This window comes from Zobellia sp. OII3 (assembly GCF_002211465.1).
Classification (GTDB): Bacteria; Bacteroidota; Bacteroidia; order Flavobacteriales; family Flavobacteriaceae; genus Zobellia; species Zobellia galactanivorans.
This window is the reverse complement of record NZ_MWRZ01000003.1, coordinates 396,532-418,413: the sequence shown is the minus strand read 5'-3', so window position 1 is coordinate 418,413 and position 21,882 is coordinate 396,532. Positions and strand designations below refer to the sequence as shown.

The 21,882-nt window shown below is 43.0% G+C and carries 19 protein-coding genes; 10 read left to right on the top strand and 9 right to left on the bottom strand.

All coding sequences use genetic code 11. From position 1 onward, the window contains the following. Nucleotides 1–59: 59 nt before the first annotated feature. Nucleotides 60–1,040 (bottom strand): helix-turn-helix domain-containing protein, encoded by a 981-nt coding sequence (locus B4Q04_RS12575; protein ID WP_088697010.1) that lies wholly within the window; start codon nucleotides 1,038–1,040, stop codon nucleotides 60–62. A gap of 125 nt (nucleotides 1,041–1,165) precedes the next feature. Here B4Q04_RS12575 and B4Q04_RS12570 point away from each other — a divergent pair, with 125 nt between their 5' ends. The 5 genes from B4Q04_RS12570 to B4Q04_RS12550 all read left to right on the top strand — a co-directional run bounded on the left by B4Q04_RS12570 (nucleotide 1,166) and on the right by B4Q04_RS12550 (nucleotide 9,279). After that, nucleotides 1,166–3,580: a TonB-dependent receptor gene (locus B4Q04_RS12570; protein WP_088697009.1), complete on the top strand. Its 2,415-nt coding sequence runs from the start codon at nucleotides 1,166–1,168 to the stop codon at nucleotides 3,578–3,580. Between the two features lie 20 nt (nucleotides 3,581–3,600). Next, nucleotides 3,601–4,980, top strand: coding sequence for a hypothetical protein (locus tag B4Q04_RS12565; protein WP_088697008.1), 1,380 nt, complete (start codon nucleotides 3,601–3,603; stop codon nucleotides 4,978–4,980). 82 nt (nucleotides 4,981–5,062) lie between these two features. Beyond that, the gene (locus tag B4Q04_RS12560; RefSeq protein WP_161496067.1) at nucleotides 5,063–6,574 is read left to right on the top strand and encodes an ankyrin repeat domain-containing protein; all 1,512 of its coding nucleotides are present in this window, start codon (nucleotides 5,063–5,065) and stop codon (nucleotides 6,572–6,574) included. Nucleotides 6,575–6,580: 6 nt separating this feature from the next. Continuing rightward, nucleotides 6,581–7,078 (top strand): DUF2271 domain-containing protein, encoded by a 498-nt coding sequence (locus B4Q04_RS12555; RefSeq protein ID WP_088697006.1) that lies wholly within the window; start codon nucleotides 6,581–6,583, stop codon nucleotides 7,076–7,078. Between the two features lie 5 nt (nucleotides 7,079–7,083). Continuing rightward, on the top strand, nucleotides 7,084–9,279 hold the full coding sequence (locus tag B4Q04_RS12550) for a PepSY domain-containing protein (RefSeq protein WP_088697005.1): 2,196 nt from the start codon (nucleotides 7,084–7,086) through the stop codon (nucleotides 9,277–9,279). A gap of 43 nt (nucleotides 9,280–9,322) precedes the next feature. On the opposite strand, the gene B4Q04_RS12545 is transcribed toward B4Q04_RS12550, so the two are convergent. The 6 genes from B4Q04_RS12545 to tgt all read right to left on the bottom strand — a co-directional run bounded on the left by B4Q04_RS12545 (nucleotide 9,323) and on the right by tgt (nucleotide 16,528). Beyond that, on the bottom strand, nucleotides 9,323–10,588 hold the full coding sequence (locus B4Q04_RS12545) for a hypothetical protein (protein ID WP_013994363.1): 1,266 nt from the start codon (nucleotides 10,586–10,588) through the stop codon (nucleotides 9,323–9,325). 108 nt (nucleotides 10,589–10,696) lie between these two features. Then, nucleotides 10,697–12,244 carry a replicative DNA helicase gene (gene dnaB, locus B4Q04_RS12540; protein ID WP_013994362.1) on the bottom strand — a complete coding sequence of 516 codons (1,548 nt, stop codon included), beginning with the start codon at nucleotides 12,242–12,244 and terminating at the stop codon, nucleotides 10,697–10,699. Between the two features lie 155 nt (nucleotides 12,245–12,399). Beyond that, a complete protein-coding gene (locus tag B4Q04_RS12535; protein ID WP_013994361.1) occupies nucleotides 12,400–13,353 on the bottom strand; it encodes an acetyl-CoA carboxylase carboxyltransferase subunit alpha in 954 nt (317 codons plus the stop codon). A gap of 48 nt (nucleotides 13,354–13,401) precedes the next feature. Next, nucleotides 13,402–14,295 (bottom strand): DMT family transporter, encoded by an 894-nt coding sequence (locus B4Q04_RS12530; RefSeq protein WP_013994360.1) that lies wholly within the window; start codon nucleotides 14,293–14,295, stop codon nucleotides 13,402–13,404. A gap of 20 nt (nucleotides 14,296–14,315) precedes the next feature. After that, nucleotides 14,316–15,398 (bottom strand): LptF/LptG family permease, encoded by a 1,083-nt coding sequence (locus tag B4Q04_RS12525; RefSeq protein WP_013994359.1) that lies wholly within the window; start codon nucleotides 15,396–15,398, stop codon nucleotides 14,316–14,318. After that, nucleotides 15,398–16,528: a tRNA guanosine(34) transglycosylase Tgt gene (tgt, locus tag B4Q04_RS12520; protein WP_046287948.1), complete on the bottom strand. Its 1,131-nt coding sequence runs from the start codon at nucleotides 16,526–16,528 to the stop codon at nucleotides 15,398–15,400. Before tgt ends, B4Q04_RS12525 begins: the two co-directional genes overlap by 1 nt. A 261-nt stretch (nucleotides 16,529–16,789) precedes the next feature. On the opposite strand from tgt, the gene B4Q04_RS12515 reads away from it, so the two are divergent. The 3 genes from B4Q04_RS12515 to B4Q04_RS12505 all read left to right on the top strand — a co-directional run bounded on the left by B4Q04_RS12515 (nucleotide 16,790) and on the right by B4Q04_RS12505 (nucleotide 19,321). Then, on the top strand, nucleotides 16,790–17,665 hold the full coding sequence (locus B4Q04_RS12515) for a transketolase (RefSeq protein WP_262508235.1): 876 nt from the start codon (nucleotides 16,790–16,792) through the stop codon (nucleotides 17,663–17,665). 61 nt (nucleotides 17,666–17,726) lie between these two features. After that, the gene (locus tag B4Q04_RS12510; protein WP_013994356.1) at nucleotides 17,727–18,680 is read left to right on the top strand and encodes a transketolase family protein; all 954 of its coding nucleotides are present in this window, start codon (nucleotides 17,727–17,729) and stop codon (nucleotides 18,678–18,680) included. A gap of 47 nt (nucleotides 18,681–18,727) precedes the next feature. Continuing rightward, a complete protein-coding gene (locus tag B4Q04_RS12505; RefSeq protein WP_088697003.1) occupies nucleotides 18,728–19,321 on the top strand; it encodes a porin family protein in 594 nt (197 codons plus the stop codon). A gap of 91 nt (nucleotides 19,322–19,412) precedes the next feature. Here B4Q04_RS12505 and B4Q04_RS12500 read toward each other — a convergent pair whose 3' ends face one another. After that, nucleotides 19,413–20,324, bottom strand: a complete 912-nt coding sequence (locus tag B4Q04_RS12500) for an FKBP-type peptidyl-prolyl cis-trans isomerase (protein WP_088697002.1) — start codon at nucleotides 20,322–20,324, stop codon at nucleotides 19,413–19,415. Between the two features lie 83 nt (nucleotides 20,325–20,407). Here B4Q04_RS12500 and B4Q04_RS12495 point away from each other — a divergent pair, with 83 nt between their 5' ends. Both B4Q04_RS12495 and B4Q04_RS12490 read left to right on the top strand, forming a co-directional pair. After that, entirely contained in the window at nucleotides 20,408–20,809 is a 402-nt protein-coding gene (locus tag B4Q04_RS12495) for an RNA-binding S4 domain-containing protein (protein ID WP_013994353.1), read from the top strand. 53 nt (nucleotides 20,810–20,862) lie between these two features. Next, the gene (locus B4Q04_RS12490; protein WP_013994352.1) at nucleotides 20,863–21,360 is read left to right on the top strand and encodes a phosphoribosyltransferase family protein; all 498 of its coding nucleotides are present in this window, start codon (nucleotides 20,863–20,865) and stop codon (nucleotides 21,358–21,360) included. Here B4Q04_RS12490 and B4Q04_RS12485 read toward each other — a convergent pair. Continuing rightward, the gene (locus tag B4Q04_RS12485; RefSeq protein WP_046287947.1) at nucleotides 21,352–21,867 is read right to left on the bottom strand and encodes a shikimate kinase; all 516 of its coding nucleotides are present in this window, start codon (nucleotides 21,865–21,867) and stop codon (nucleotides 21,352–21,354) included. The genes B4Q04_RS12490 and B4Q04_RS12485 overlap by 9 nt on opposite strands. Nucleotides 21,868–21,882: the final 15 nt, after the last annotated feature.

The window sequence follows — 21,882 nt, the reverse complement described above, 5'->3', positions numbered from 1 at the left end:
CATCTTCGCAAAACCATTTTTGCCCGAGCAAGAATGACCATCTGTATTAAACTACCATATTAAATTACTGACAACAAAGTACTTGGCAAGTAGCCCATAGTCTTCTTGAAGGCTACGGTAAAATGCTGGGGATTGGAATAGCCCACTTCGTAAGAAGCCTGGGCGATAGAACAGTTTTCGTCGACTATCAAAGTTTTGGCCCTTTCCATACGTAAACATGTGATATACTTAAAAATGGTAGTTTGATGGACTTTCTTAAAGCAAGTTTTGAGTTTGGTGGTATTAAACCCTGCTATTTCCGACAGTTCTTTTATGGTCAACTTTTTCTTGAGGTTCTGCTTTATGTACCCCACTACCCTTTCAATGGCTTCATTATCTAAAATAGGCAACTCAGCTTCGCCATGCTCACCAATACTATGTCCTCTTCCCAAAAACACCTCTATGAGCAGACAACGTATTTGAGACGCTATATAATTCGTTTTGGCGCTTCCGCTAAATGGGCAGTTCAACATTTCAAGAAGCGGCACTCGTAGCTTTCCGGGTATGACCTGTCCTTTACTCCAAAGAAGTTTGGCTTCCTTGTCCTCTGCTATAAAGTGTCTAAGAACGGAATCGACCTCTTTTCCCAACAAATCCTCAAGAAACTTCCTTGTAAAGAATATTTCCACGGAAGTATAGTCTAAGCCTTTAAACTTCTGAGTTCCCAAAATACTCGGCCATTGGACAAGATTATAGTGACCGGACTGAATACCGACTTTAGCCTTGTTTTCAATTCCGGAAAACTTATAAGTGCCTTGCAACAAGAAATGAAGCCCCAAACACGAATGAAGGTTTTCATATGGGACCGTAGAAGGATTTTCTAAGCTGAACTTTTTCAATAAGATCCTAGCTCCTTCTAATCGAAGCTCTTGACAACTTCCGTTTAACTCCTTTTCCTGTTGAAAATCAACTGCTTTGGGTACATTTTCATGAATAGATGACACTAGGTCACCGCCTTGGTCTACCCTATACTGCCCCGATGGAAAAAGACCTATTCTCATTTATTCTTAATTCGTAACTAAAACTTCCTTTTGCGTTAGTGCTACCCGAAAACCTCGATTAGTTTTGCAAAGCTATTTATTTAGATTAAATCTTAATAAGAATAATAGATTATTTTCAAAATAATATGAAGAACATATTTGCGGCTTTCTTTTTACTAGTTTTCTTCTCTGTCCAATGTCAAGAAGCCTCTTCAACCATATCCGGTATTGTGACCGATGCCTATGGAAGGCCCTTGTCATTTGCCAGTATCATACTTGAAAACCTAAAATTGGGTGTTCTTACAGATGATAACGGGGCCTACGCCATTCATCAGGTACCTAAGGGAAACCATAAATTGAAGGTTTCATATATAGGTTATGGCACAAACTCAAAGCTTATTGAGGTCGATGAAAAAAACACTAATCTTAAAATAGATTTCGCCTTAAAGGAAAATGTCGAGCATCTAGACGAGGTAACCATTAATGGAAAGACGAAGAAAACATCCCTTGAAACAAAGGGGTTTGCCGTAAACTCGGTCGAAACCAAGGAAGCAGGACTCAGAAGCATTCAAACCAATGAGTTATTGAACAATACGGTCGGTGTAAAAATACGACAGAACGGTGGTTTAGGTTCTACTGTCAAATATAGCTTAAACGGCCTATCCGGTAGATCGGTCAGCATTTTTATCGATGGAATTCCCATTTCCATATATGGTTCATCCTTTAGCCTGAACAGCATTCCTCCCTCAATGATCAAAAACATTGAAGTTTACAAAGGAGTCGTACCAGGGCACTTATCTAGTGACGCCGTTGGTGGCGCCATTAACATTGTTCTTCACGAAGGAGCCAAAAACAACCTGAACGCCTCGGTTTCGTACGGGTCGTTCAACACCTTACAGACAAATTTGAACGGGGCATACCGATTCGACAAATCAGGTTTTACCATAAAGGCATCGGCCTTTCACAATTACTCTGACAACGACTATAAAATTTCAGGTAGAACCATTGTCGATATTGCCCCCAATGGGATAGAAACCCCTATTGTCGCTAGAAGGTTTTATGATGCCTATAGATCTACCGGGGGCATGGCACAGGTCGGTTTTACAAATGTGGAATGGGCCGATCAATTTTTGGTCGGTGTTGCCGCTTCCGATGAGTACAATGAGGTACAACATGGCACTTTTGTCACCAAACTACCCTATAAAGGGCGCTTTTTGGAATCGGATGCCATACTAGGAAATCTAACGTATAAAAAGAAAAATCTATTCATAAAAGGGCTCGACCTAAATGTCAACGGGGTATACGGGAAACGCCATCGCAGTATAAACGATACCGTTGCCCAAGCATATAGTTGGACCGGGGAAAGAAGAATCAGGTTTGACGGGGAATATCTCGATTACATCTGGGATTCACAAAATGAAAACGGTCCGACACTGGCGAAAATTACCCGCAATGTATCCTCTATACGTTCAGGCCTGTCCTATACCATAAACGACAACCATAAAATCTTATTGAACCATATATACAGTGGTATAGACAGGGAAGATAGTGACGAAATGATATCGTTACTCGAAAACACTTTTCAGCAAACTAGTGACCTTTATAAGAATATTATTTCCCTAAGCTACGAACTACAAGCCTTTGAAAGTAAGTTTAAGCTAAATGCCTTTGGAAAACATTACATTCAAAAAGTACTAAATACACAACCTGTATTTAACGATGACCATACCCAAGTAATAGATGAAGTTTACCAAAGCGATAAAGATTATACCGGATACGGTTTTGCCGCTTCTTACGCGATTCTCCCCTCCATTACCTTCTTGACATCCGCAGAAAAGGCTATTCGATTGCCCAGTGAAAACGAAGTATTTGGGGATGCCGGGGATAACTTGCTTCCCAACCTGACTATTCAACCCGAAACGAGTAACAATGTAAACCTTGGTTTACGCCTGGGAAAATTCAACCTTAATAAACACGGATTCACCTTAACCTCCAACTTCTTTGCCAGAAATATTGAAAACCGAATAGGATTACCTACAAATGCAGATGGACTAAGGGAAAGTGATGAGTTCGTACAATATACCAACTTAGAGAACACTGCCGAATCTAAAGGAATTGAAGGGGAACTCCACTACACCTACAACAACAATCTAGGTTTCAACTTCAATATTACCCGGATGAGTTTGACCACGGTAAATTCGGGTGTTGAAACCAACGTTCCCAACGTACCCTTATTTACCATGAATGCCGGTTTACGGTATACCTTCAAAAATTTCATTCAAGAAAAATCACGGCTAAACTTATTCTACAACACCTACTATACCGATGAGTTTAGCTACAAATTCGCCCAGGGAACAAATACGACAGGGGAAGAAGAGTTTCTAATTCCTGAACAGCTATCGCATGACTTTGGGCTTAGCTATACTTTTCCAAAAGAGAATTTTGTATTGAGCTTTGATGTCAAAAATATATTCGACCAAGCCATATACGACAACCTATCCGTACAAAAGCCGGGAAGGGCTTTTTACCTAAAACTGAATTATACAATCAATAATCTTTAATTATCTAAATAGATTCTATTATGAAACGACCCTTATTAAACTTAAAATCGTACGCCATTGCGTTATTTGCCATAGGTTTAATGACCGCCTGCAGCAGCGATGATAACTCCGTAACTCCCGATCAAGAAGAACAGGAAGAAGAGCAAGAGGAGGAAGCATCTAGATGGATTACCGTTGCCGGAGCCAAAATGGGCGAAAACCCCGGTGATGGAAATGGAGGAACCTTAATTTATTCCGTAACCAGCGAAGACGCCAAAGACCCGACAGTACAAATAGACCCGTTTAATAACGGCTTTGTGGCCCCGTCCAACCGAACGGCCAGACTGCAAGCCTCGGAAGATGGCAATACTATTTTCAACATCAGCTATGCCGGGGATACCGGTGGTAATTACACCAAATATATCGTAGAGGGGGAAGGAAAGTTCACCCCTACCGGATCGGAAATAAGTATAGCCCCTTATGTAGGTACCGCCCCACGATGGATCAAATTATTCGATGGGGACAAAACGGGTGCCGCCGTTTATGTATCAACGGAACATCAGGTGGACGATAACGATACCCCTAACAATGTAACCGACGACAAATACCTCTATACAAATTCAACCATCGGTGTAGTTACCTTAGACTTGGTAGATTCCCAAATCAACAACTTTCAAGAGCATGTTATTACCCTAAGTGAGGAAGAATCGGCAGCAGGATATTATATCTCTAGAATAGATATGCCCGTTCTTAATGCCGCGGGAGATAAATTATATATCGGCGCACGTGTGAGTAAGGTCGACCCTGCAACCGTTGAAAGCGATAGTGATTATGATATTTTAAGCTCTAAAACCATAGTCCTTGACTATCCTTCCTTGCTAAACCCTACTATTATTTCTTCAAGCATAGGCCACGGAAACACTAATGGATACCGTAGTATCAACGCTTTTCTATATGACGGAAGCGTTTACCAAGCCAACCAGAGTGACCCTGAAGGCTCCCATATCTTGAAAATTGGATCGGACAACCAATATGACGATTCCTACGACTTCAACTTAGATGACGCCCTAGGTGTAGAAGGCGCATATATATTGGCCTGGAGACCAGCTGCGAACGGAAAAGCCGTTCTGGCCTACCGTCATGAAGGATCGGAAGAAGGTGTTGCCGGTGCCCAAGGATTCTTTGCCTTGGTCGACATTAACGCCAAAACGGCCACGAAAATCGAGGCCATTCCTTATGAGGCCGACTTCTACTTATTCCAGTACCAAGGCTATGCAGTAGATGGAAACGAAATATACCTTACGCAAGCACCTGTTGGAAAAAATGGAAACATTTATGTGGTAGATACCGAAACCGGTGCCGTGACCAAGGGGGCCCAACTAATCAATACCGAAGGAAGTCACTTTATAGGTACTTGGTAAACCTATAAAATCATCAGCTTCAATATGCCATTATCGGGTCTAAGGCCCGATAATGGTTTTAGCAATTCAAAACCTTATTAATATGAACATGAAAATAAATATCCTTAGAACCCTGACATTAGTTCTCGGTTTCGCCCTTCTTTCTGTAAGTGCCGTGGCCCAACGCAATGCGCCGCGCAACCCTAATCCGTTTTTAAATAAGGATTACTGGGAAAAACAACCAAGTATTGGCACCATTCAGGCCACTATGAAAGAAGGCCACTCGGTCATCGAAGCCAACAGAGGCGGCTTTGACGCCACTACCTTTGCCATTTTCAGTAAAAACCCGATCAGCACCGTTGAGTTTTTGATGGATCAAGGCAACGACATCAACAAACGCACCCACGATTCCCGAACCTATGTGTTTTGGGCCGCTTCGAGTGGCCATCTAGACCTCGTAGAATATTTGATAGATAAAGGCGCCAAGCTAGACCTCGTGGATTCCCACGGATATGGCCCTATTTCCTTTACCGCGGCAACAGGACAAGAGAACACCGCCATCTATGACGCATTCATCGAAGGGGGTGCCGATTTAAAAAACGAGAAAGACCATCATGGGAAGAACGCCCTGCTAACTGCTGTAGGAAGGGCCAGAAACCTAGAAGTCGTAGATTATTTTATTGGAAAAGGCCTAAGCCTTAACAGTGTAGACGACCACGGAAATGGTGCCTTCCATTATGCCGCCCAAGGTGGAAACATCGATATTCTTAAGGAATTAGTGAAACGAGGGGTATCAACGGCAAAAAATGAATCTACCGGTGAAAACGCCATTTTCTTTGCCAGTAAAGGAAGGGGGGCTTCCGTAGAACTTTTTAAGTATTTAGAGGGATTGGGCCTCAATGCCAATGTAAGCACAAAAAAGGGAGAAAACCCACTGCATAATTTAGCCGGTTCATCAAAAGACATCAAGGTTTTTAAATATTTCGAAGAAAAAGGTGTTGACCCGAATGCCGTAGATGAAGAAGGAAATACCCCCCTTTTAAAAGCTGCGGCGAGAAACGAGCTTAGCATTGTAAAATACCTGGCCGAAAAAACAAAGAATATCGACCATTCGGATAGCAAAGGACAAACGGCTTTGGCCATGGCCCTTCAAAACAACAGTGCCGATGTTGTGTCTTACTTGATCACCAAAGGCGCCGATGTTCAGCTCAAGGACAACAAAGGAGACAATCTTGCCGCCTACCTTTTCGGTAGCCGGGGCAAGCCACGTGATTTCGATGCCAAGGTAGCCGCATTAAAAGCCAAAGGTTTTGACTTTAAACAATTACAAGCCGATAATAGCTCGGTATGGCATTTGGCCGTTTCGAAAAACAACTTGGACCTATTGAAAAAAGTAAGTGCATTCGGTGCGGATATCAATGGCAAGGACAAAGATGGAAATACCCCATTGCATTATGCGGCCATGAAGACCGAAAATGCCGAAATATTAAAGTATTTGATAAAGAACGGTGCAGACCTTAAGTCCACTACCGAATTTGGTGAAACTGCACACGACTTGGCCAGTGAGAACGAACTGTTGGCCAAAAACAAGGTAAACCTTCATTTTTTAAACTAGTATTCCATGAAAAATATTGTAATAAAGGCCATTGGAGCCCTAGGTTTGGTATCCGCAATCTTTGTATTGTCTTCTTTTATTAAGGAACCGGAAGTACGTTACAAATGTATGATTCAAATGACCAACTACACGGGCGAAAAGGCCTATGTCGTGGTTTCGTTGATCAATCCTGAAGGGAAATACGAAAAGACCCTATACATTCAAGGTGACGATAAGGAATGGTTTCCCGATTTAAAAAACTGGTGGAACTTCAGCGATGGTTCCGGTGAAAATGTAGATGCCCTTTCAGGTGCTACAATTGGAAACGGTGAGCGAAACGTTATTTCTTTAGGCTTTAACGCTTCGCACATGGACGCTGGTTATAAAGTTCGTTTTGAGTCCGCCGTAGAAAACCAAGAATATTACGCCGTAGATGCGGAAATTGAATTGAACTCGGCCACCATAAAGGATAAAGTAAACGGCAAGGGCTACATCCGTTATATTAGAATGGTACCTAATAGATAGTTTTTATGATTGTATCGGTATGGAGGTATAGCCATTTGGTATTTGCCGTTGCCTCTTCCATTTTTCTGTTGATCGCATCGGTTACCGGTGTTATTCTTGCCGTAGAACCAATTTTGGATAAAATTGAACCCTACAGTGTTTCCGGGGCCGATGAACTTTCATTGGCCGAAACCCTAGAGCATATCAATAAAAAATATGATGAAGTATTGGCCGTAAAGCGTGACCGAAACGGTTTTGTTAGCGCCACGGCTATCGTAGATGGAAAGAACGATGAGTTTTACATCGATCCATTTACTGGTGAAAGATTGGGGAGCCTTATTCAAAAAAAGTCCTTCTTTCAATTTGCCACCAACCTCCACCGCTCTCTCTTTTTGAAATCCACGGGACGTTTCCTCATTGGCTTCGCCTCTTTTCTACTCATTCTCATCAGTATTTCGGGCATGGTGCTCATTGCAAAGAGACAAGGGGGCTACAAGCAATTCTTTGCGCCTGTTGTTCGCGAAAACTTTTCCCAATACCACCATGTTGTATACGCTAGATGGACCCTAATTCCGCTTTTGGTATTAGCCCTAACGGGAGTATACCTTTCCTTGCTCCGTTTTGATGTTATACCCGATTCCAAAGTTTCATTGCAAGTCGATTTTGATTCCATTCAAGAGGAACCTATAAGAGAATTCACGCAATTCGAGCTGTTCAAAAACACGCCCCTATCCGAGCTTCTTGAATTGGAATATCCCTTTTCGGAATTTGTAGAAGACTACTATATCGTTCAGTTAAAGGACAGGGAAGTATATCTCAACCAAGTTACCGGGGAGGTTCTTGCCGAAGAAAAATACCCTAGCCTACAGCTCATGTCGTCATGGGCCAGGGTTTTACATACGGGAGAAGGAAGCATCATTTGGTCCATAGTACTCGGCTTCGGAAGCTTGGCCATTCCCTTTTTAACGGTAACGGGCTTTATCGTATACTTCAAAAGGCCTAAAACCAAGATTAAAAATGTCTATTCAAAACACGAAAGTGAATATATTGTCTTGGTAGGCACGGAAGGTGGTACCACGCTTGAATTCGCCCAAGAATTACACAAACAACTATTATCCATAGGAAAGAAAAGCCATCTCGCCCTGATGAACCAATACTCCCTTTTCAAAAAAATGGAGCATTTGGTCGTTATTACGGCCACGTACGGACAAGGGGAAGCCCCGGCATCGGCAGATAAGTTTATACAACTGGTCAAAAAACAGCGACAGAAGCAAGCTTTTGATTTTAGTGTCGTAGGCTTTGGTTCGACGGCCTACCCCCACTTCTGTCAATTTGCCTACGAAACCCATACCGCTTTAGAGGCCTCCGATACCAGTACGGCCCTACACGAGGTCTTTACGGTTAACGACCAATCTTTTGAATCTTTCAATAATTGGTCTATGGCCTGGTCAAAGAAAATGGGACTATCCATTCATCTGGAAAAACCGAAGTTGTTCAGCAGTTCAAAACCGGCATCTACCTTTAAGGTCATCCAGAAAGCCGAACTTCCCGAAGAGGACACCTTCCTTTTAAGCCTTAAAAACCTGAATGGATCAAGACCTGTTTCAGGTGACCTGTTATCGGTAGTACCCAGCGAAGGGGCCCGTGAGCGCTTATATTCCATTGGCAAGGTAAATACCGACACACTGGTAATCAGCATCCGAAGACACGACAAGGGCCTATGTTCCAACTACCTGCATCAACTGACGCAAGGCGAAAAACTCACCGCTACCGTAGTAAACAATAGGAATTTCCATTTTCCAAAGCACGCCAAAAAAACCGTGTTTATCGCCACAGGCACCGGCATTGGTCCTTTTCTTGGAATGATACAGGAGAATATCAAAAAAAGAGAAATCCATTTGTATTGGGGAGCGAGAACAAAAGATTCGTTCAACCTCTATAAAGATTATATCGAAGAGGCCATGCGAGAAGGTAAATTAACCGATTTTAAAGCGGCCTATTCCCGTCAACAATCTGAAAAAATATACGTTCAAAACTTAATCCAACGAGATAAGGATTTGTTTTTAGACGTCTTAAAAAACAAAGGATGCATTATGATCTGTGGATCTATAGCCATGCAAAAAGAAGTACTGGAAGAACTGCAACTGCTAAGCCATGAATACTTGGGCAAAGACCTCAGTCATTACCAAAACCGCAAGCAGATCAAAATGGATTGTTATTGATCCGCGGAAGTTGAATCCACGAACACGAAGGGGTCTATTCGGTTTAGGTCTTTTGCTTCTTTTTTCTAGCTGCCGGAAACAATACATTGTTCAATATCAAACGATACCCGGGAGAATTGGGGTGTAGTTCCAGTTCCGTTTTCGGGTCTCCCACCCTATGTTGGTAGTCTTCCGGGTCATGCCCACCGTAGAAGGTAAAGAAACCTTTTCCTTTTACACCATGAATGTAACGGGCTTCGCCATTTTGTTTGTTTTCTCCAAGCACCAAAACGGTCGGTTTGATCTCTTCCCTCGTAAACGAGGTGGTCTGCCCCATAAAACCTTTGACCAAGGCGGTGTGGTTTTGACAGAGCATGGTGGGTACGGCATCCCATTTTGCGGAGAAGTCCATTAAGGAAAAATAATCGTATTCCTTAGATACATTGCCTCTCTTACTGGTCATATCTATGGATGAAAATTCGTATTTCAAGGGATTGCGCTCCAGTGTAAAATCGGTAAATGCAAAAGTTCTATCAAAATTCAATTTGCTTTGATAGTTTGCATCGCTAGGATCATTGTCGAACATAGGTTCACAAATATCCACTCCCTTGGCGGAAAGGGCTATATCAAAACTATCGGTAGCCGAACACATGGCGAACATAAAGCCTCCCCCGATAACATACGCCCTAATCTTTTCGGCTACGGCGCTTTTCTCTTCGGAAACTTTAGAAAACCCCATTCGTTCGGCCAGGGCCTCGGCCTCCTTCTTTTGTTCTATATACCAAGGTGCCGCCCGATAAGCTCCGTAAAACTTGCCGTACTGGCCGGTAAAATCTTCGTGATGCAAATGCAGCCAATCGTAGAGCGCCAGTTTATCACCCAGCACCTCTTCATCATAGACCGTTACATAGGGAATTTCGGCATAGGTCAAGACCATGGTCACCGCGTCGTCCCAAGGTTGGTTTCCCTTAGGGCTATAGACAGCAATCTTAGGGGCCTTCTCCAAAATGACCGCATCTTGATTTTTGGAAGGACTACTTATTTCGTTCAGTATCCCTTCGGTTTGACTATCGGACAAAATTTCGAAGGAAACCCCGCGTATCTGACATTCCTTTCTAATGACTTCCCCATCGGGCAACAAAAAAGAACCTCCCCTATAATTTAGGAGCCATTGCACCTTCTGCTGTTTGGAAAGCACCCAATAGGTGATACCGTATGCCTTGAGGTGGTCTTTCTGCCCTTCGGCATCCATAGGGATCAGAATGGCAGAAGCGGAAACCTGCAAAACACCTACCAAGATAAAAAGAGTAGACAAAAGCGATTTTACCATATTTCTAGCACTTTGATTTTTTCTAAAGATACTCGAAAAAGTGCGCTTTTTATGACCGCCCAAGTTAAAGCTATGAAAAAACTTGTTGAAAGATCTTCAATTCAGGCCTTAAAACGGAACATCGTTATCGTCATCCGGGTTCAAGTCGTTCATAGAACTACCGAAAGCCTGATTGGCATCGGGCAGGTTCTTTGTAATGAACGGATTGTCTTCGTTCTCGTTCATTTTAGACTGAAACTCAAAGGGAGAATCAAAGTCATCAAGGTTATCGAACTTACCGAGATTACCGATAAACTTCAGACGAATGTTCTCAAGTCCACCGTTACGGTGTTTGGCCACGATAAATTCCGCCTGTCCTTGTGTCGGGCTTCGTTCCTCATCGTCCCATTCATCGATTTTGTAGTATTCGGGACGGAAAATAAAGGATACAATATCCGCATCCTGCTCGATCGCACCCGATTCACGTAAATCGGAAAGCAAGGGTCTTTTACTGCCCCCACGGGTTTCAACCGCACGGGATAGCTGTGACAGTGCAATAACCGGTATGTTCAATTCTTTTGCCAAGGCCTTGAGGTTACGCGAAATGGTCGAGATTTCCTGTTCACGGTTGCCTCCCTTTCCGGTACCACCGGCCGTCATTAGCTGTAAGTAGTCAATTATAATGATCTTGATATCATGCTGCGAAGCCAGACGTCTCGCCTTGGCCCGTAAATCGAAAATGGACAAAGACGGGGTATCATCGATAAACAAGGGGGCCTTTTCAAGCGCCTTTACTTTTACGTTCAACTGTTCCCATTCATGCTTCTCCAGCTTTCCTGTCCTCAATTTTTCCGATGAGAGTCCTGTTTCCGAAGAAATAAGACGGGTGATCAACTGTACGGAAGACATCTCACAAGAGAAAAACGCAACGGCTTGACCACCGTCTACCGCAATATTCCTCGCCATAGACAAGGTAAGGGCCGTTTTACCCATACCGGGACGTGCCGCTACAATGATCAAATCACTGGGCTGCCAACCCGAAGTCAGTTTATCGAGTTTATCAAATCCGGTAGCGATACCGCTCATACCTTCTTTGTTGGAAATCTCCTCAATTTTTTTCTTCGCCTGAATTACCAAATCCATAGCGGTTTCGGCAGAACGCTTTAGGTTGCCTTGGGTAACGTCGTAAAGCTTAGATTCCGCACTGTCCAATAAATCGAAAACATCGGTAGACTCATCATAGGCCTCTTCAATGATTTCGTTGGAGATTTTAATAAGGCTACGCTGTATAAACTTCTGAAGGATGATTCGTGCATGAAACTCGATATGCGCCGAAGAAGCTACTTTTTGCGTCAATTTTATAAGGTAGAAATCACCCCCTACGGCCTCTAAACGACCATCTTTCTTCAATTGTGACGAAACGGTTAATAAATCGACCGGTTCCGAACTTTCAAACAACTTAAAGATGGCCTCATAGATGTACCTATGGGCATCTTTGTAGAAAACATCAGGATGTAGAATATCAATAACTTCATCTACGCCCTTTTTATCAATCATCATAGCACCGAGCACAACCTCCTCTAAATCAACAGATTGTGGCGGTATCTTACCTCGCTCCAAGTTGATCAAGGTAGATTTATCAATTTTGCGACCTATGACCGGATTAATTTTTTCCATTGTACGAAAATATGCAATTAAGTGACTAAAAAAATGAAGTATAATTCACAGGTAATGAACATTGCCCTGTTAATAAGTTACGATTTTATGTTGATAACAAAAAAAATCTGAAGAAAGTTTCCTTCAGATTTTGACCGGCTTGTGAAATGCGCCCGTTAACCGTTAAAAACACCCATTTGAGCGTACTTATCCATTCGGGTTCTGACCAATTCTTTTGGGGATAACTTTTCCAACACCTCAAATTGGGCCACAATTTTATTCTTGACGACTTCAAAAGTCTTTTCACGATTGGCATGGGCTCCACCCGCGGGCTCACGGACAATTTCGTCGATCAATTTCAATTTTTTCATATCGGTAGCGGTAAGCTTCAATGCTTCGGCAGCTACTTCCTTATACTCCCAACTTCTCCAAAGAATGGAAGAACATGATTCGGGTGAAATTACGGAATACCAAGTGTTTTCCAACATAAGGACCCTATCGCCTACTCCTATGCCCAAGGCGCCACCAGAGGCTCCTTCACCAATGATGACCACTATAATGGGCACCTTTAAACGCGTCATTTCAAGTATATTACGGGCTATCGCCTCGCCTTGACCACGCTCTTCCGCCTCAATACCGGCAGCACCACCAGGTGTATCGATAAAGCATACGACAGGTATATTGAATTTTTCGGCAGATTTCATTAAGCGCAAGGCTTTGCGATACCCCTCAGGGTTTGCCATACCGAAATTCCGGTATTGCCTGGTCTTGGTATTGTATCCTTTCTGTTGACCGATGAACATAAAACTCTGATCCCCGATTTTACCCAAGCCCCCTATCATTGCCTTATCGTCCTTTACATTTCTATCGCCATGGAGCTCTAAAAACGTATCGCCACAAATGGCATTGATATAATCCAAGGTATAAGGTCTATTGGGATGTCTTGACAACTGAACCCTCTGCCAAGCGGTAAGGTTCTTGTAGATTTCCTTTCGGGTATCGGCCAGTTTCTTTTCAATCTGCTTACAGGTTTCCGATACATCAACATCGCTTTCTTGTCCGATAATCATGCATTTGTCCAACTGCTCTTCAAGCTCTTTTATCGGGAGTTCAAAATCGAGATATTCCATTAGTAGTGTAAAAGGTTTAGTTTGATAGGCAAATATAGAACTTTAAGCTTATCCCTTGAAGGGTTTTTTAAACCTTCTCCGATTTTTCAATATCCCATTGGCCAGAACCGTCAACAAGATAATGCCTCCGCCCAAATAGAACAGGGGGTTCATTTTTTCCGAATCCCCTAAAATCAAAAAGGCCAAAACGATACCGTAGACCGGCTCTAGATTAATGGTAAGCATTACGGTATAAGGACTTATAAACTTTAAAATCTTCACCGAAGCAATAAATGCATAAGCCGTACACACGGACGCCAAAATGAACAGATACAATAAATCATCGGATGACAATTGAAAAAATTGGGCATTAAAACTTCCTTGAAAGGCCAAAAAAATACTGAGCAGGCCCACCCCGCTCAATAGCTCGTAAAAAGAAATGACCGAAGGCCTCTCTTTCTGGATCAACTTTCCGTTGATCATTGAAAATAGGGCCGAAAGAAAGGATGACACAAGGGCGATCATAATACCGTAAAGATATTGGGTATCGACCTTAAAGATCATATAAAGGCCCAACATCACCACGATACCGAATACGACCTCATACCATATCATTTTTCGCTTATACCAAAACGGTTCGATCAAGGCCGTAAAAAAGGCACCCGTAGACATCGTGGCCAATGCTATGGAAACATTCGACACCTTTATGGCCATAAAGAAGGTGACCCAATGCAGGGCGATTACAATTCCCGCACCTATCAAGGCCAGAAGCATTTTAGGACTCACCTTTAAGGAATACCGCTTAGCGAACAGGTAGAAGAATATCAGCACCGCCGCCATAAGCATACGGTACCACACCAAAGGCATGGCATCAAGGGTAATGAGCTTGCCCAAAACCGCGGTAAAGCCCCAGATAAAGACAATAAAATGTAAATGCAGGTAATTCTTCAGCTGTGCCCCCATGCCTTTTTATAACTATCGTATTATCGTTTGGCCCTCTGCAGCAATACTACCGCGAGAATACCAAAAAGCATGTTCGGGATCAATACTGCCAACAGGGGAGAAAAACCCGATTGTTCGGCAAGTGTTCCAAAAACCTTGTCAAAGAAAACGAACACAAAGGCCACTATAATACCAAAGGCCAGATTGATCCCCATACCTCCCCTTCGTTTTACCGAGGAAACGGCCACTGCTATAATGGTCAGGATAAAGGCCGTTATCGGCAAGGCCCATCTCTTATATTTCACCAGAACGTAGGCATTGATATTGGAAGCCCCTTTGAGCTTCTGATCTTTGATAAAGCGATTGAGCTCAAAAATATTCTTGGTTTCCGCGGCATAGGACACGGGCGTAAGGTCACTTATATTAAAGGCAAAAAGCGTGTCTAGACGGCGCTTGGTCTCCACTAAGGCCGTATCGTTATAGATTTTTCGCTTTTTATACGTGGTGAGGCGGTAGACACTGTCTTTTTCCACCCATCTGATATTGGCCGCCGATATCTTGAACTTCAATTGGTTCTCTTTATCAAAACGTTCAAAGGTAAAATTATAGCCGATTTGGCGCGCAGGGTCAAAGCTACTTACGTAAATGAAGTCATTTGCATTCAATTGCGTAAAGATATTGTTGGTCACCCGGTCTTGTTTTCCCTTTTTCAAATACTTGTATTTGAATTCATTGAAGCCCTTACTGGCATTGGGTACAACAAACATCCCCATGATAAACATGATAATGGCTATGATGGATGCCCCAATAATATAGGGCCTCAAAAACCTGGAATAGGAAACCCCCGAACTCAAAATGGCAACGATTTCCGTATTACTCGCTAGTTTGGAGGTAAAGAAAATAATGGATAGAAAAAGAAAAATTGGAAACAGTAGGCTCCCGATGTAGATCGTAAAATTTCCAAAATAGACAAGTATCTCATCCAATGGGGCCTCGTTGGCCTGCATTTTTCCTATCTGTTCGGCCAAATGGGCCATGATACCGATAGGGATGAATAGCAAGATCATCACCGAAAAAGTGACCAAATATCGCTTAAGTATATATTTATCTAATATTGTAAGCACTACAATCGTTTATCCATTTGTTTCACCATACGGTCTTTCCATTCGGTAAAATCCCCCGCTAAAATATGCTTTCGAGCTTCACGAACCAACCAAAGATAGAATCCTAGGTTGTGAATGGTGGCAATTTGCTTGCCCAAATACTCCTTGGCCACGAACAAATGGCGCAAATAGGCCTTTGAATATTCGAGGTCGACAAAGGTGATCCCCATTTCATCAACGGGAGAAAAATCGTCCTCCCATTTTTTGTTCTTTATATTAATCGTTCCATGGGCCGTAAACAACATTCCGTTTCGCGCATTTCGCGTAGGCATTACACAATCGAACATATCGATCCCCAAGGCAATGTTCTCCAAAATATTGATAGGCGTACCTACCCCCATCAGATATCTTGGTTTGTCTTCGGGCAATATTTCGCAGACCACCTCGGTCATGGCATACATTTCCTCGGCGGGCTCGCCAACGGACAGGCCACCGATAGCATTACCTTCGGCCCCTACCCCGGCAATATACTCGGCCGAGCGTTTTCTTAGATCGGTATAGGTAGAACCTTGTACTATCGGAAAGAATGCCTGTGAATAATCATATTCGAAGGGGGTCTTTTTTAAGTGCGTTATACAGCGCTCCAGCCACCTGTGGGTCATATGCATAGACCGTTCTGCATAGCGATAATCGCATGGATAAGGCGTACATTCGTCAAAGGCCATGATAATATCGGCCCCTATAACACGCTGTATTTCCATCACGTTTTCCGGTGTAAAAAGATGGGTCGTACCGTCGATATGCGACTTGAACTTCACCCCTTCTTCCTTTATCTTACGGTTTCCCGAGAGGGAATACACTTGATACCCCCCACTGTCGGTAAGGATATTCCTATCCCACCCCATAAACTTATGGAGTCCCCCGGCCTTCTTTAGAATTTCCGTCTTTGGCCGAAGGAAAAGGTGATAGGTATTTCCCAAAATAATATCGGGATTGATATCTTCCTTCAATTCACGCTGGTGCACACTTTTTACCGAAGCAACGGTACCTACCGGCATGAATATGGGGGTTTCTATTACGCCGTGATCGGTAACCATGGTTCCGGCACGGGCTTTACTCTTAGGGTCTGTATGGTGTAAGGTAAATTTCAAAATATTATTTATGGGCGCAAAGATAAACAACTGCCTAGCATAAAAGCCCTAAGGAAAAAATAAAGTTTGTCCAAAACCTGGGTTTCCGACTACCGAAACTAACTTTTTCACCGCCATCGCCTCTCTCTTTCAATAAATTCCGTCCAAATAAACGGCTCTAGCGCAAAAGGTTGCCAACTGTTGCTTTTATCACTCTTTTTTTGATTTGAGGGCAAAAATAAACAAGGTGCGATTTGTATTCCCAAAAGATTGCGATTACATTTGAAAACTACTAAAAACGAACATTTACAAATGGCAAAATTAGACGAACTACAAGATATCGTAGTACAGACCCGAAGGGATATTCTACGCATGGTACACAAGGTAAATTCAGGTCACCCAGGGGGTTCTTTGGGCTGTACCGAATTTTTGGTCGCGCTTTACAATGAAGTAATGGACCTTAAAGAAGGTTTTGATATGGACGGTAAGGACGAAGACCTTTTCTTTCTTTCAAACGGCCACATCTCACCTGTTTTTTACAGTGTTTTGGCAAGAAAGGGATACTTTCCCGTGGAAGAATTAAATACCTTCCGTTTATTGAACTCCCGTCTTCAAGGACACCCGACTACCCACGAAGGCCTACCAGGGGTTCGTGTAGCATCGGGATCTTTAGGTCAAGGAATGTCCGTAGCAATCGGTGCGGCATTAGCCAAGAAATTGAACGGAGATAGCCATTTGGTCTATAGTCTTCACGGTGATGGCGAATTACAGGAAGGCCAAAACTGGGAAGCCATTATGTATGCTGCCGGAAATAAAGTTGACAACCTGATCTCTACCATAGATAGGAACGGACAGCAGATCGACGGCCCTACCGAAGAAGTGCTTCCTTTAGGAAACCTAAAAGAGAAGTTCGAAGTTTTCGGATGGGATGTTCTTGAAGTAGCCGAAGGCAACAACCTTGAAGCCATAATCAATGGGCTGAACGAGGCCAAGAGCAGAACAGGAAAAGGAAAACCAGTATGTATCATACTAGATACCATGATGGGCAACGGTGTAGATTTTATGATGCACACCCATGCATGGCACGGTAAAGCACCTAGCGACGAGCAATTAGCGAACGCTTTAAGCCAAAACCCAGAAACCTTAGGTGATTATTAAAATTCCGAAACTATCTTAAAATTTTAGCTTTCCGCCTCGGAAACGACAAAAACTGAATAAAATGACAAAATATATAGATCAAGGAAAAAACGATACTAGAAGTGGCTACGGAGACGCCATGACCGAGTTGGGAAGAACCAACCCTAATGTAGTAGCCCTTTGTGCCGATTTGGTAGGTTCTTTAAAAATACAGCCTTTTATTGACGAGAATCCCGAGAGATTCTTTCAAATAGGTATAGCCGAAGCCAACATGATGGGTATCGCAGCCGGACTCACCATTGGAGGAAAGATTCCCTTTGCCAGTACATTCGCCAACTTTGCAACAGGTAGGGTTTACGACCAGATCCGTCAGTCTATCGCCTACTCCGGAAAGAATGTAAAAATATGTGCTTCGCACGCTGGTGTAACCCTTGGTGAAGACGGTGCCACCCACCAGATTTTAGAGGACATCGGTATGATGAAAATGCTTCCGGGCATGACGGTCATCAACCCATGTGACTACAACCAAACGAAGGCCGCTACTTTGGCCATCGCCGAATATGATGGACCTGTATACTTGCGCTTTGGCCGACCAAAAGTAGCCAACTTTACCCCCGTCGACCAAAAATTCGAAATCGGCAAGGCCGTAATGCTAAGCGAAGGTACCGATGTAACCATAGTTGCCACAGGTCACTTGGTATGGGAAGCTTTGATCGCTGCAGAAAAACTGGAAGAACAAGGAATTTCAGCAGAGGTTATCAATATCCACACCATCAAACCCTTTGATGAGGAAGCGGTGTTAAAATCAGTTAAAAAAACAGGTTGCATCGTAACTGCCGAAGAGCACAATTACTTGGGCGGACTCGGAGAGACAGTGGCCAGAACCCTTACAGTACAGCATCCTGCACCTCAAGAGTTCGTTGCAACGCAAGATACTTTTGGCGAAAGCGGTACCCCAGAACAACTTATGGAGAAGTACGGACTAAACAATAAAGCTATTGAAAAGGCCGTTTTAAAGGTATTGAAAAGGAAATAACAATGGTATCGTTTTTGATACTGTTGTGGTATTAAAAACGAGAACATATGAGAAGAACACTCCTTACAGCGGTTTTTGCTTTGGTAAGCATCGCTGCATTTTCGCAAAAAGATTTGGTTGAAATCGGTGTAAAAGCCGGCCTGAACTACAGTGCCAATGGAGACTATTTTGAATCCATTGGGGATGCGGCCAGAGACCCTGACCGAAACATGGGATACCATTTGGGATTATTTGGAAAAATCGGTATAAGCCGTATTTACTTCAGACCCGAATTGATGTACACCAAAACAAAGTCCGATTACAACGGAGACAAGTTCGACATCAGTAAGTTAGACATGCCTTTGTTGGTAGGTATCAAGGTTATCGGTCCCTTACACGTATTTGCCGGACCTTCGTTCCAATATATCCTAGATACCGAATTTGACGGTATCAGTATAGACGATATTGAAAACGACTTTAGTGTAGGCGCCAATATCGGAGCCGGTGTAGACTTAGGCAAGTTGGGTATCGATATCCGGTACGAGAGAGGCTTTAACAGCAACGAAGCTACCTTTATCAACACCAACATAACCGAGCTAGGTCCAAGTCGCGTAGATGCGAGGCCTGACCAGCTGATCGTTAGTTTGTCTTTGACTTTATAAGGAAAGGAACAGATATCATAAAAAGAAAGCCCGAAACGCATGTTTCGGGCTTTCTTTTATACTGACGATAAATAAATTATCGCTTTTCTTATTATTTTGTATCGGAATCCAGATAATCCGGTACAGTATCGCCATCGGCATCAGGAAAAGTAACATTACCCTCTCCGTCCACTTCAATTTCATCACTTGTCAACGTTCCGTCATTGTCATCATCACTGTCTTGGTGATCAGGCAATCCATCACCATCGGTATCATCGTTGTTTAAGTTCCCATCATTGTTCAGGTCCTCCATGATAGACGGCACGCCATCCCCATCATAATCGGTATCCTTTACAAAAACACCCAACTCCAAAGTAAAAACCAAAGGCGAATAAGTCGGAATCAAGACACTAGGCGTACTATTATAATAAGCCAGACCCGAAGGCATGATTACCATTCCCACTCCCGGATCACTTATCGTAAAGGTACCGTCCTCGTTCTCCACAACCGCTCCACCAGAATTCAAATGGGAGACCCCTTCTGCATATCCCCTTAAAAATTGAGGAAGATATTGCCACGAATAACTATCCGTTCCATCAAAGCGTGTTCCATCCAATAATGTCCCCTCATATTTCACAAAAGTAGAATCCGCTACTGTAGGAGATTCCCCGACCCCTTCCTTTGCTACCAAATAGTAATAGGTGTGGGACAACTCTTCTTCCCCTTCTTCGGTAGTGGCCGACACTTTTACCGATTTTGATTTTACTTGATCGATCAAGGGAATCACATCGGTATCGCCCTCCTCTATTTCCATCACTTTGATCTTATAATCAAAATCTTCGGATGGATTTTCAAATTCGGCATAATTGTAATAATGCGTTTTAAGATATTCCTGAATCTTAACTTCATCTTCACCCAAAACCTCGGTCAGAGGTCTTGGGGGTTCTATCGTGACACCGCCATCATCGTTATTACAAGACCATAGTACAACTACCAACGCCGACAAGGCAACTATTCGATTCATTATCATCAATTCATTTTTACAGCCGGCAAGATACAATTTTCCCTTATTTTTGTAGAGAGCCTTAACAAAGATTTTTAATAGTTATGCGAATTGACAAGTACTTGTGGAGTACCCGTTATTTTAAGACCCGGAACATTGCTTCTACGGCCTGTAAAAAAGGTCAGGTAAAAGTTAACGACCAAGTGGTCAAACCTTCCCGCGAGGTCTACCCTATGGACAAAATAATAGTACGAAAAGACCAGATCAACCTTCAACTTACGGTTTTGGACACCCCGAAAAGCCGGGTCGGTGCCAAATTGGTCGATATTTATAGAAAGGACACCACCCCAAAAGAGGCTTTCGAACATAACGAACTTTTAAAACAGGCCAAGGAACACTACCGAAAGAAAGGAACGGGAAGGCCCACCAAAAAAGACCGTCGCGATATTGAAGAGTACTTAGACGACCCGGAAGCCGCTCCCGACGATTTTGTCCAAAAAGAATAAAAACAGGCAGGTTTGCCCTTGGTTGGCTATCTTTGAAATGAAAATACCCGTTTATGGAAAACAAAATACTTACGCACCAGCAGATCCAATATAAAATAGAACGTATTGCCTATCAGATTTACGAGGCCAATGTTGAAGAAAAGGAAATTATCATAGCCGGCATTGATGGCGGGGGACTCAATTTTGCAAAAAAACTGCAGAAGGTGCTAAAGAAAGTCACCGATGCCGAAATCACACTCTGTAAGGTTATGATGGACAAAAAGAACCCCTTGCGAAGTGGCGTAAAAACCTCGATCCCGGAATCGGAATACCAAGACAAATCCATTGTTCTGGTCGACGATGTACTAAACTCGGGTACCACGCTCATTTACGGCGTACACCATTTTCTAAAAACCCCTGTCAAGCAGCTCAAGACGGCGGTACTGGTCAACAGAAACCATAAAAAATATCCTGTAAAAGCCGATTATAAGGGCATTTCCCTATCAACCTCCTTACAAGAACATGTACACGTGAAATTTCAGTCCAAGAACGACATGGTCTACCTAGACTAAGGCTACCTTTATTTCTTCCACAATATCTTTTACGTCTTTGGTATCGCAGGTAATGACCTTGTGGGCCTGGCTGTAAAATTGGTTTCGTTCGAACAGGTGCTTACCGATAAACTCGGGCAGCTCGTCTTCGGCTATATTCTTGACCAATGGGCGTTCGTCTTTCTCTTTTAGGAGGCGCTTGGTCAATTCAGAAATCGAAACTTTTAAGTAAAAGGTATTCTCTGTCTTTTCGATAATCGATTTCATATTATCGCCATAACAGGGGGTTCCGCCACCGAGGGACAGCACAAAACCCTCCTTTTGATCAAGCACCTCGTTCAGGTATTGATGTTCCTTTTTTCTGAAGTAGAGCTCTCCCCTTATTCTAAAGATATCTGAAACCGACATATTTTCGGCCTGCTCAATATAATGGTCAAGATCTATGAATTCCAAGTTTCCTTTATGGGCCAATATTTTACCAATGGTACTCTTACCACTACCCATATACCCTAACAATACTATTTTCACAATTTTATTTTGGCG

Excerpts from the sequence above, each read along its gene's own strand:
- B4Q04_RS12575 (WP_088697010.1), bottom strand. The coding sequence starts at position 1,040 with ATGAGAATAGGTCTTTTTCCATCGGGGCAGTATAGGGTAGACCAAGGC.
- B4Q04_RS12570 (WP_088697009.1), top strand. The coding sequence starts at position 1,166 with ATGAAGAACATATTTGCGGCTTTCTTTTTACTAGTTTTCTTCTCTGTC.
- B4Q04_RS12565 (WP_088697008.1), top strand. The coding sequence starts at position 3,601 with ATGAAACGACCCTTATTAAACTTAAAATCGTACGCCATTGCGTTATTT.
- B4Q04_RS12560 (WP_161496067.1), top strand. The coding sequence starts at position 5,063 with ATGAACATGAAAATAAATATCCTTAGAACCCTGACATTAGTTCTCGGT.
- B4Q04_RS12555 (WP_088697006.1), top strand. The coding sequence starts at position 6,581 with ATGAAAAATATTGTAATAAAGGCCATTGGAGCCCTAGGTTTGGTATCC.
- B4Q04_RS12550 (WP_088697005.1), top strand. The coding sequence starts at position 7,084 with ATGATTGTATCGGTATGGAGGTATAGCCATTTGGTATTTGCCGTTGCC.
- B4Q04_RS12545 (WP_013994363.1), bottom strand. The coding sequence starts at position 10,588 with ATGGTAAAATCGCTTTTGTCTACTCTTTTTATCTTGGTAGGTGTTTTG.
- dnaB (WP_013994362.1), bottom strand. The coding sequence starts at position 12,244 with ATGGAAAAAATTAATCCGGTCATAGGTCGCAAAATTGATAAATCTACC.
- B4Q04_RS12535 (WP_013994361.1), bottom strand. The coding sequence starts at position 13,353 with ATGGAATATCTCGATTTTGAACTCCCGATAAAAGAGCTTGAAGAGCAG.
- B4Q04_RS12530 (WP_013994360.1), bottom strand. The coding sequence starts at position 14,295 with ATGGGGGCACAGCTGAAGAATTACCTGCATTTACATTTTATTGTCTTT.
- B4Q04_RS12510 (WP_013994356.1), top strand. The coding sequence starts at position 17,727 with ATGACAAAATATATAGATCAAGGAAAAAACGATACTAGAAGTGGCTAC.
- B4Q04_RS12505 (WP_088697003.1), top strand. The coding sequence starts at position 18,728 with ATGAGAAGAACACTCCTTACAGCGGTTTTTGCTTTGGTAAGCATCGCT.
- B4Q04_RS12500 (WP_088697002.1), bottom strand. The coding sequence starts at position 20,324 with ATGAATCGAATAGTTGCCTTGTCGGCGTTGGTAGTTGTACTATGGTCT.
- B4Q04_RS12495 (WP_013994353.1), top strand. The coding sequence starts at position 20,408 with ATGCGAATTGACAAGTACTTGTGGAGTACCCGTTATTTTAAGACCCGG.
- B4Q04_RS12490 (WP_013994352.1), top strand. The coding sequence starts at position 20,863 with ATGGAAAACAAAATACTTACGCACCAGCAGATCCAATATAAAATAGAA.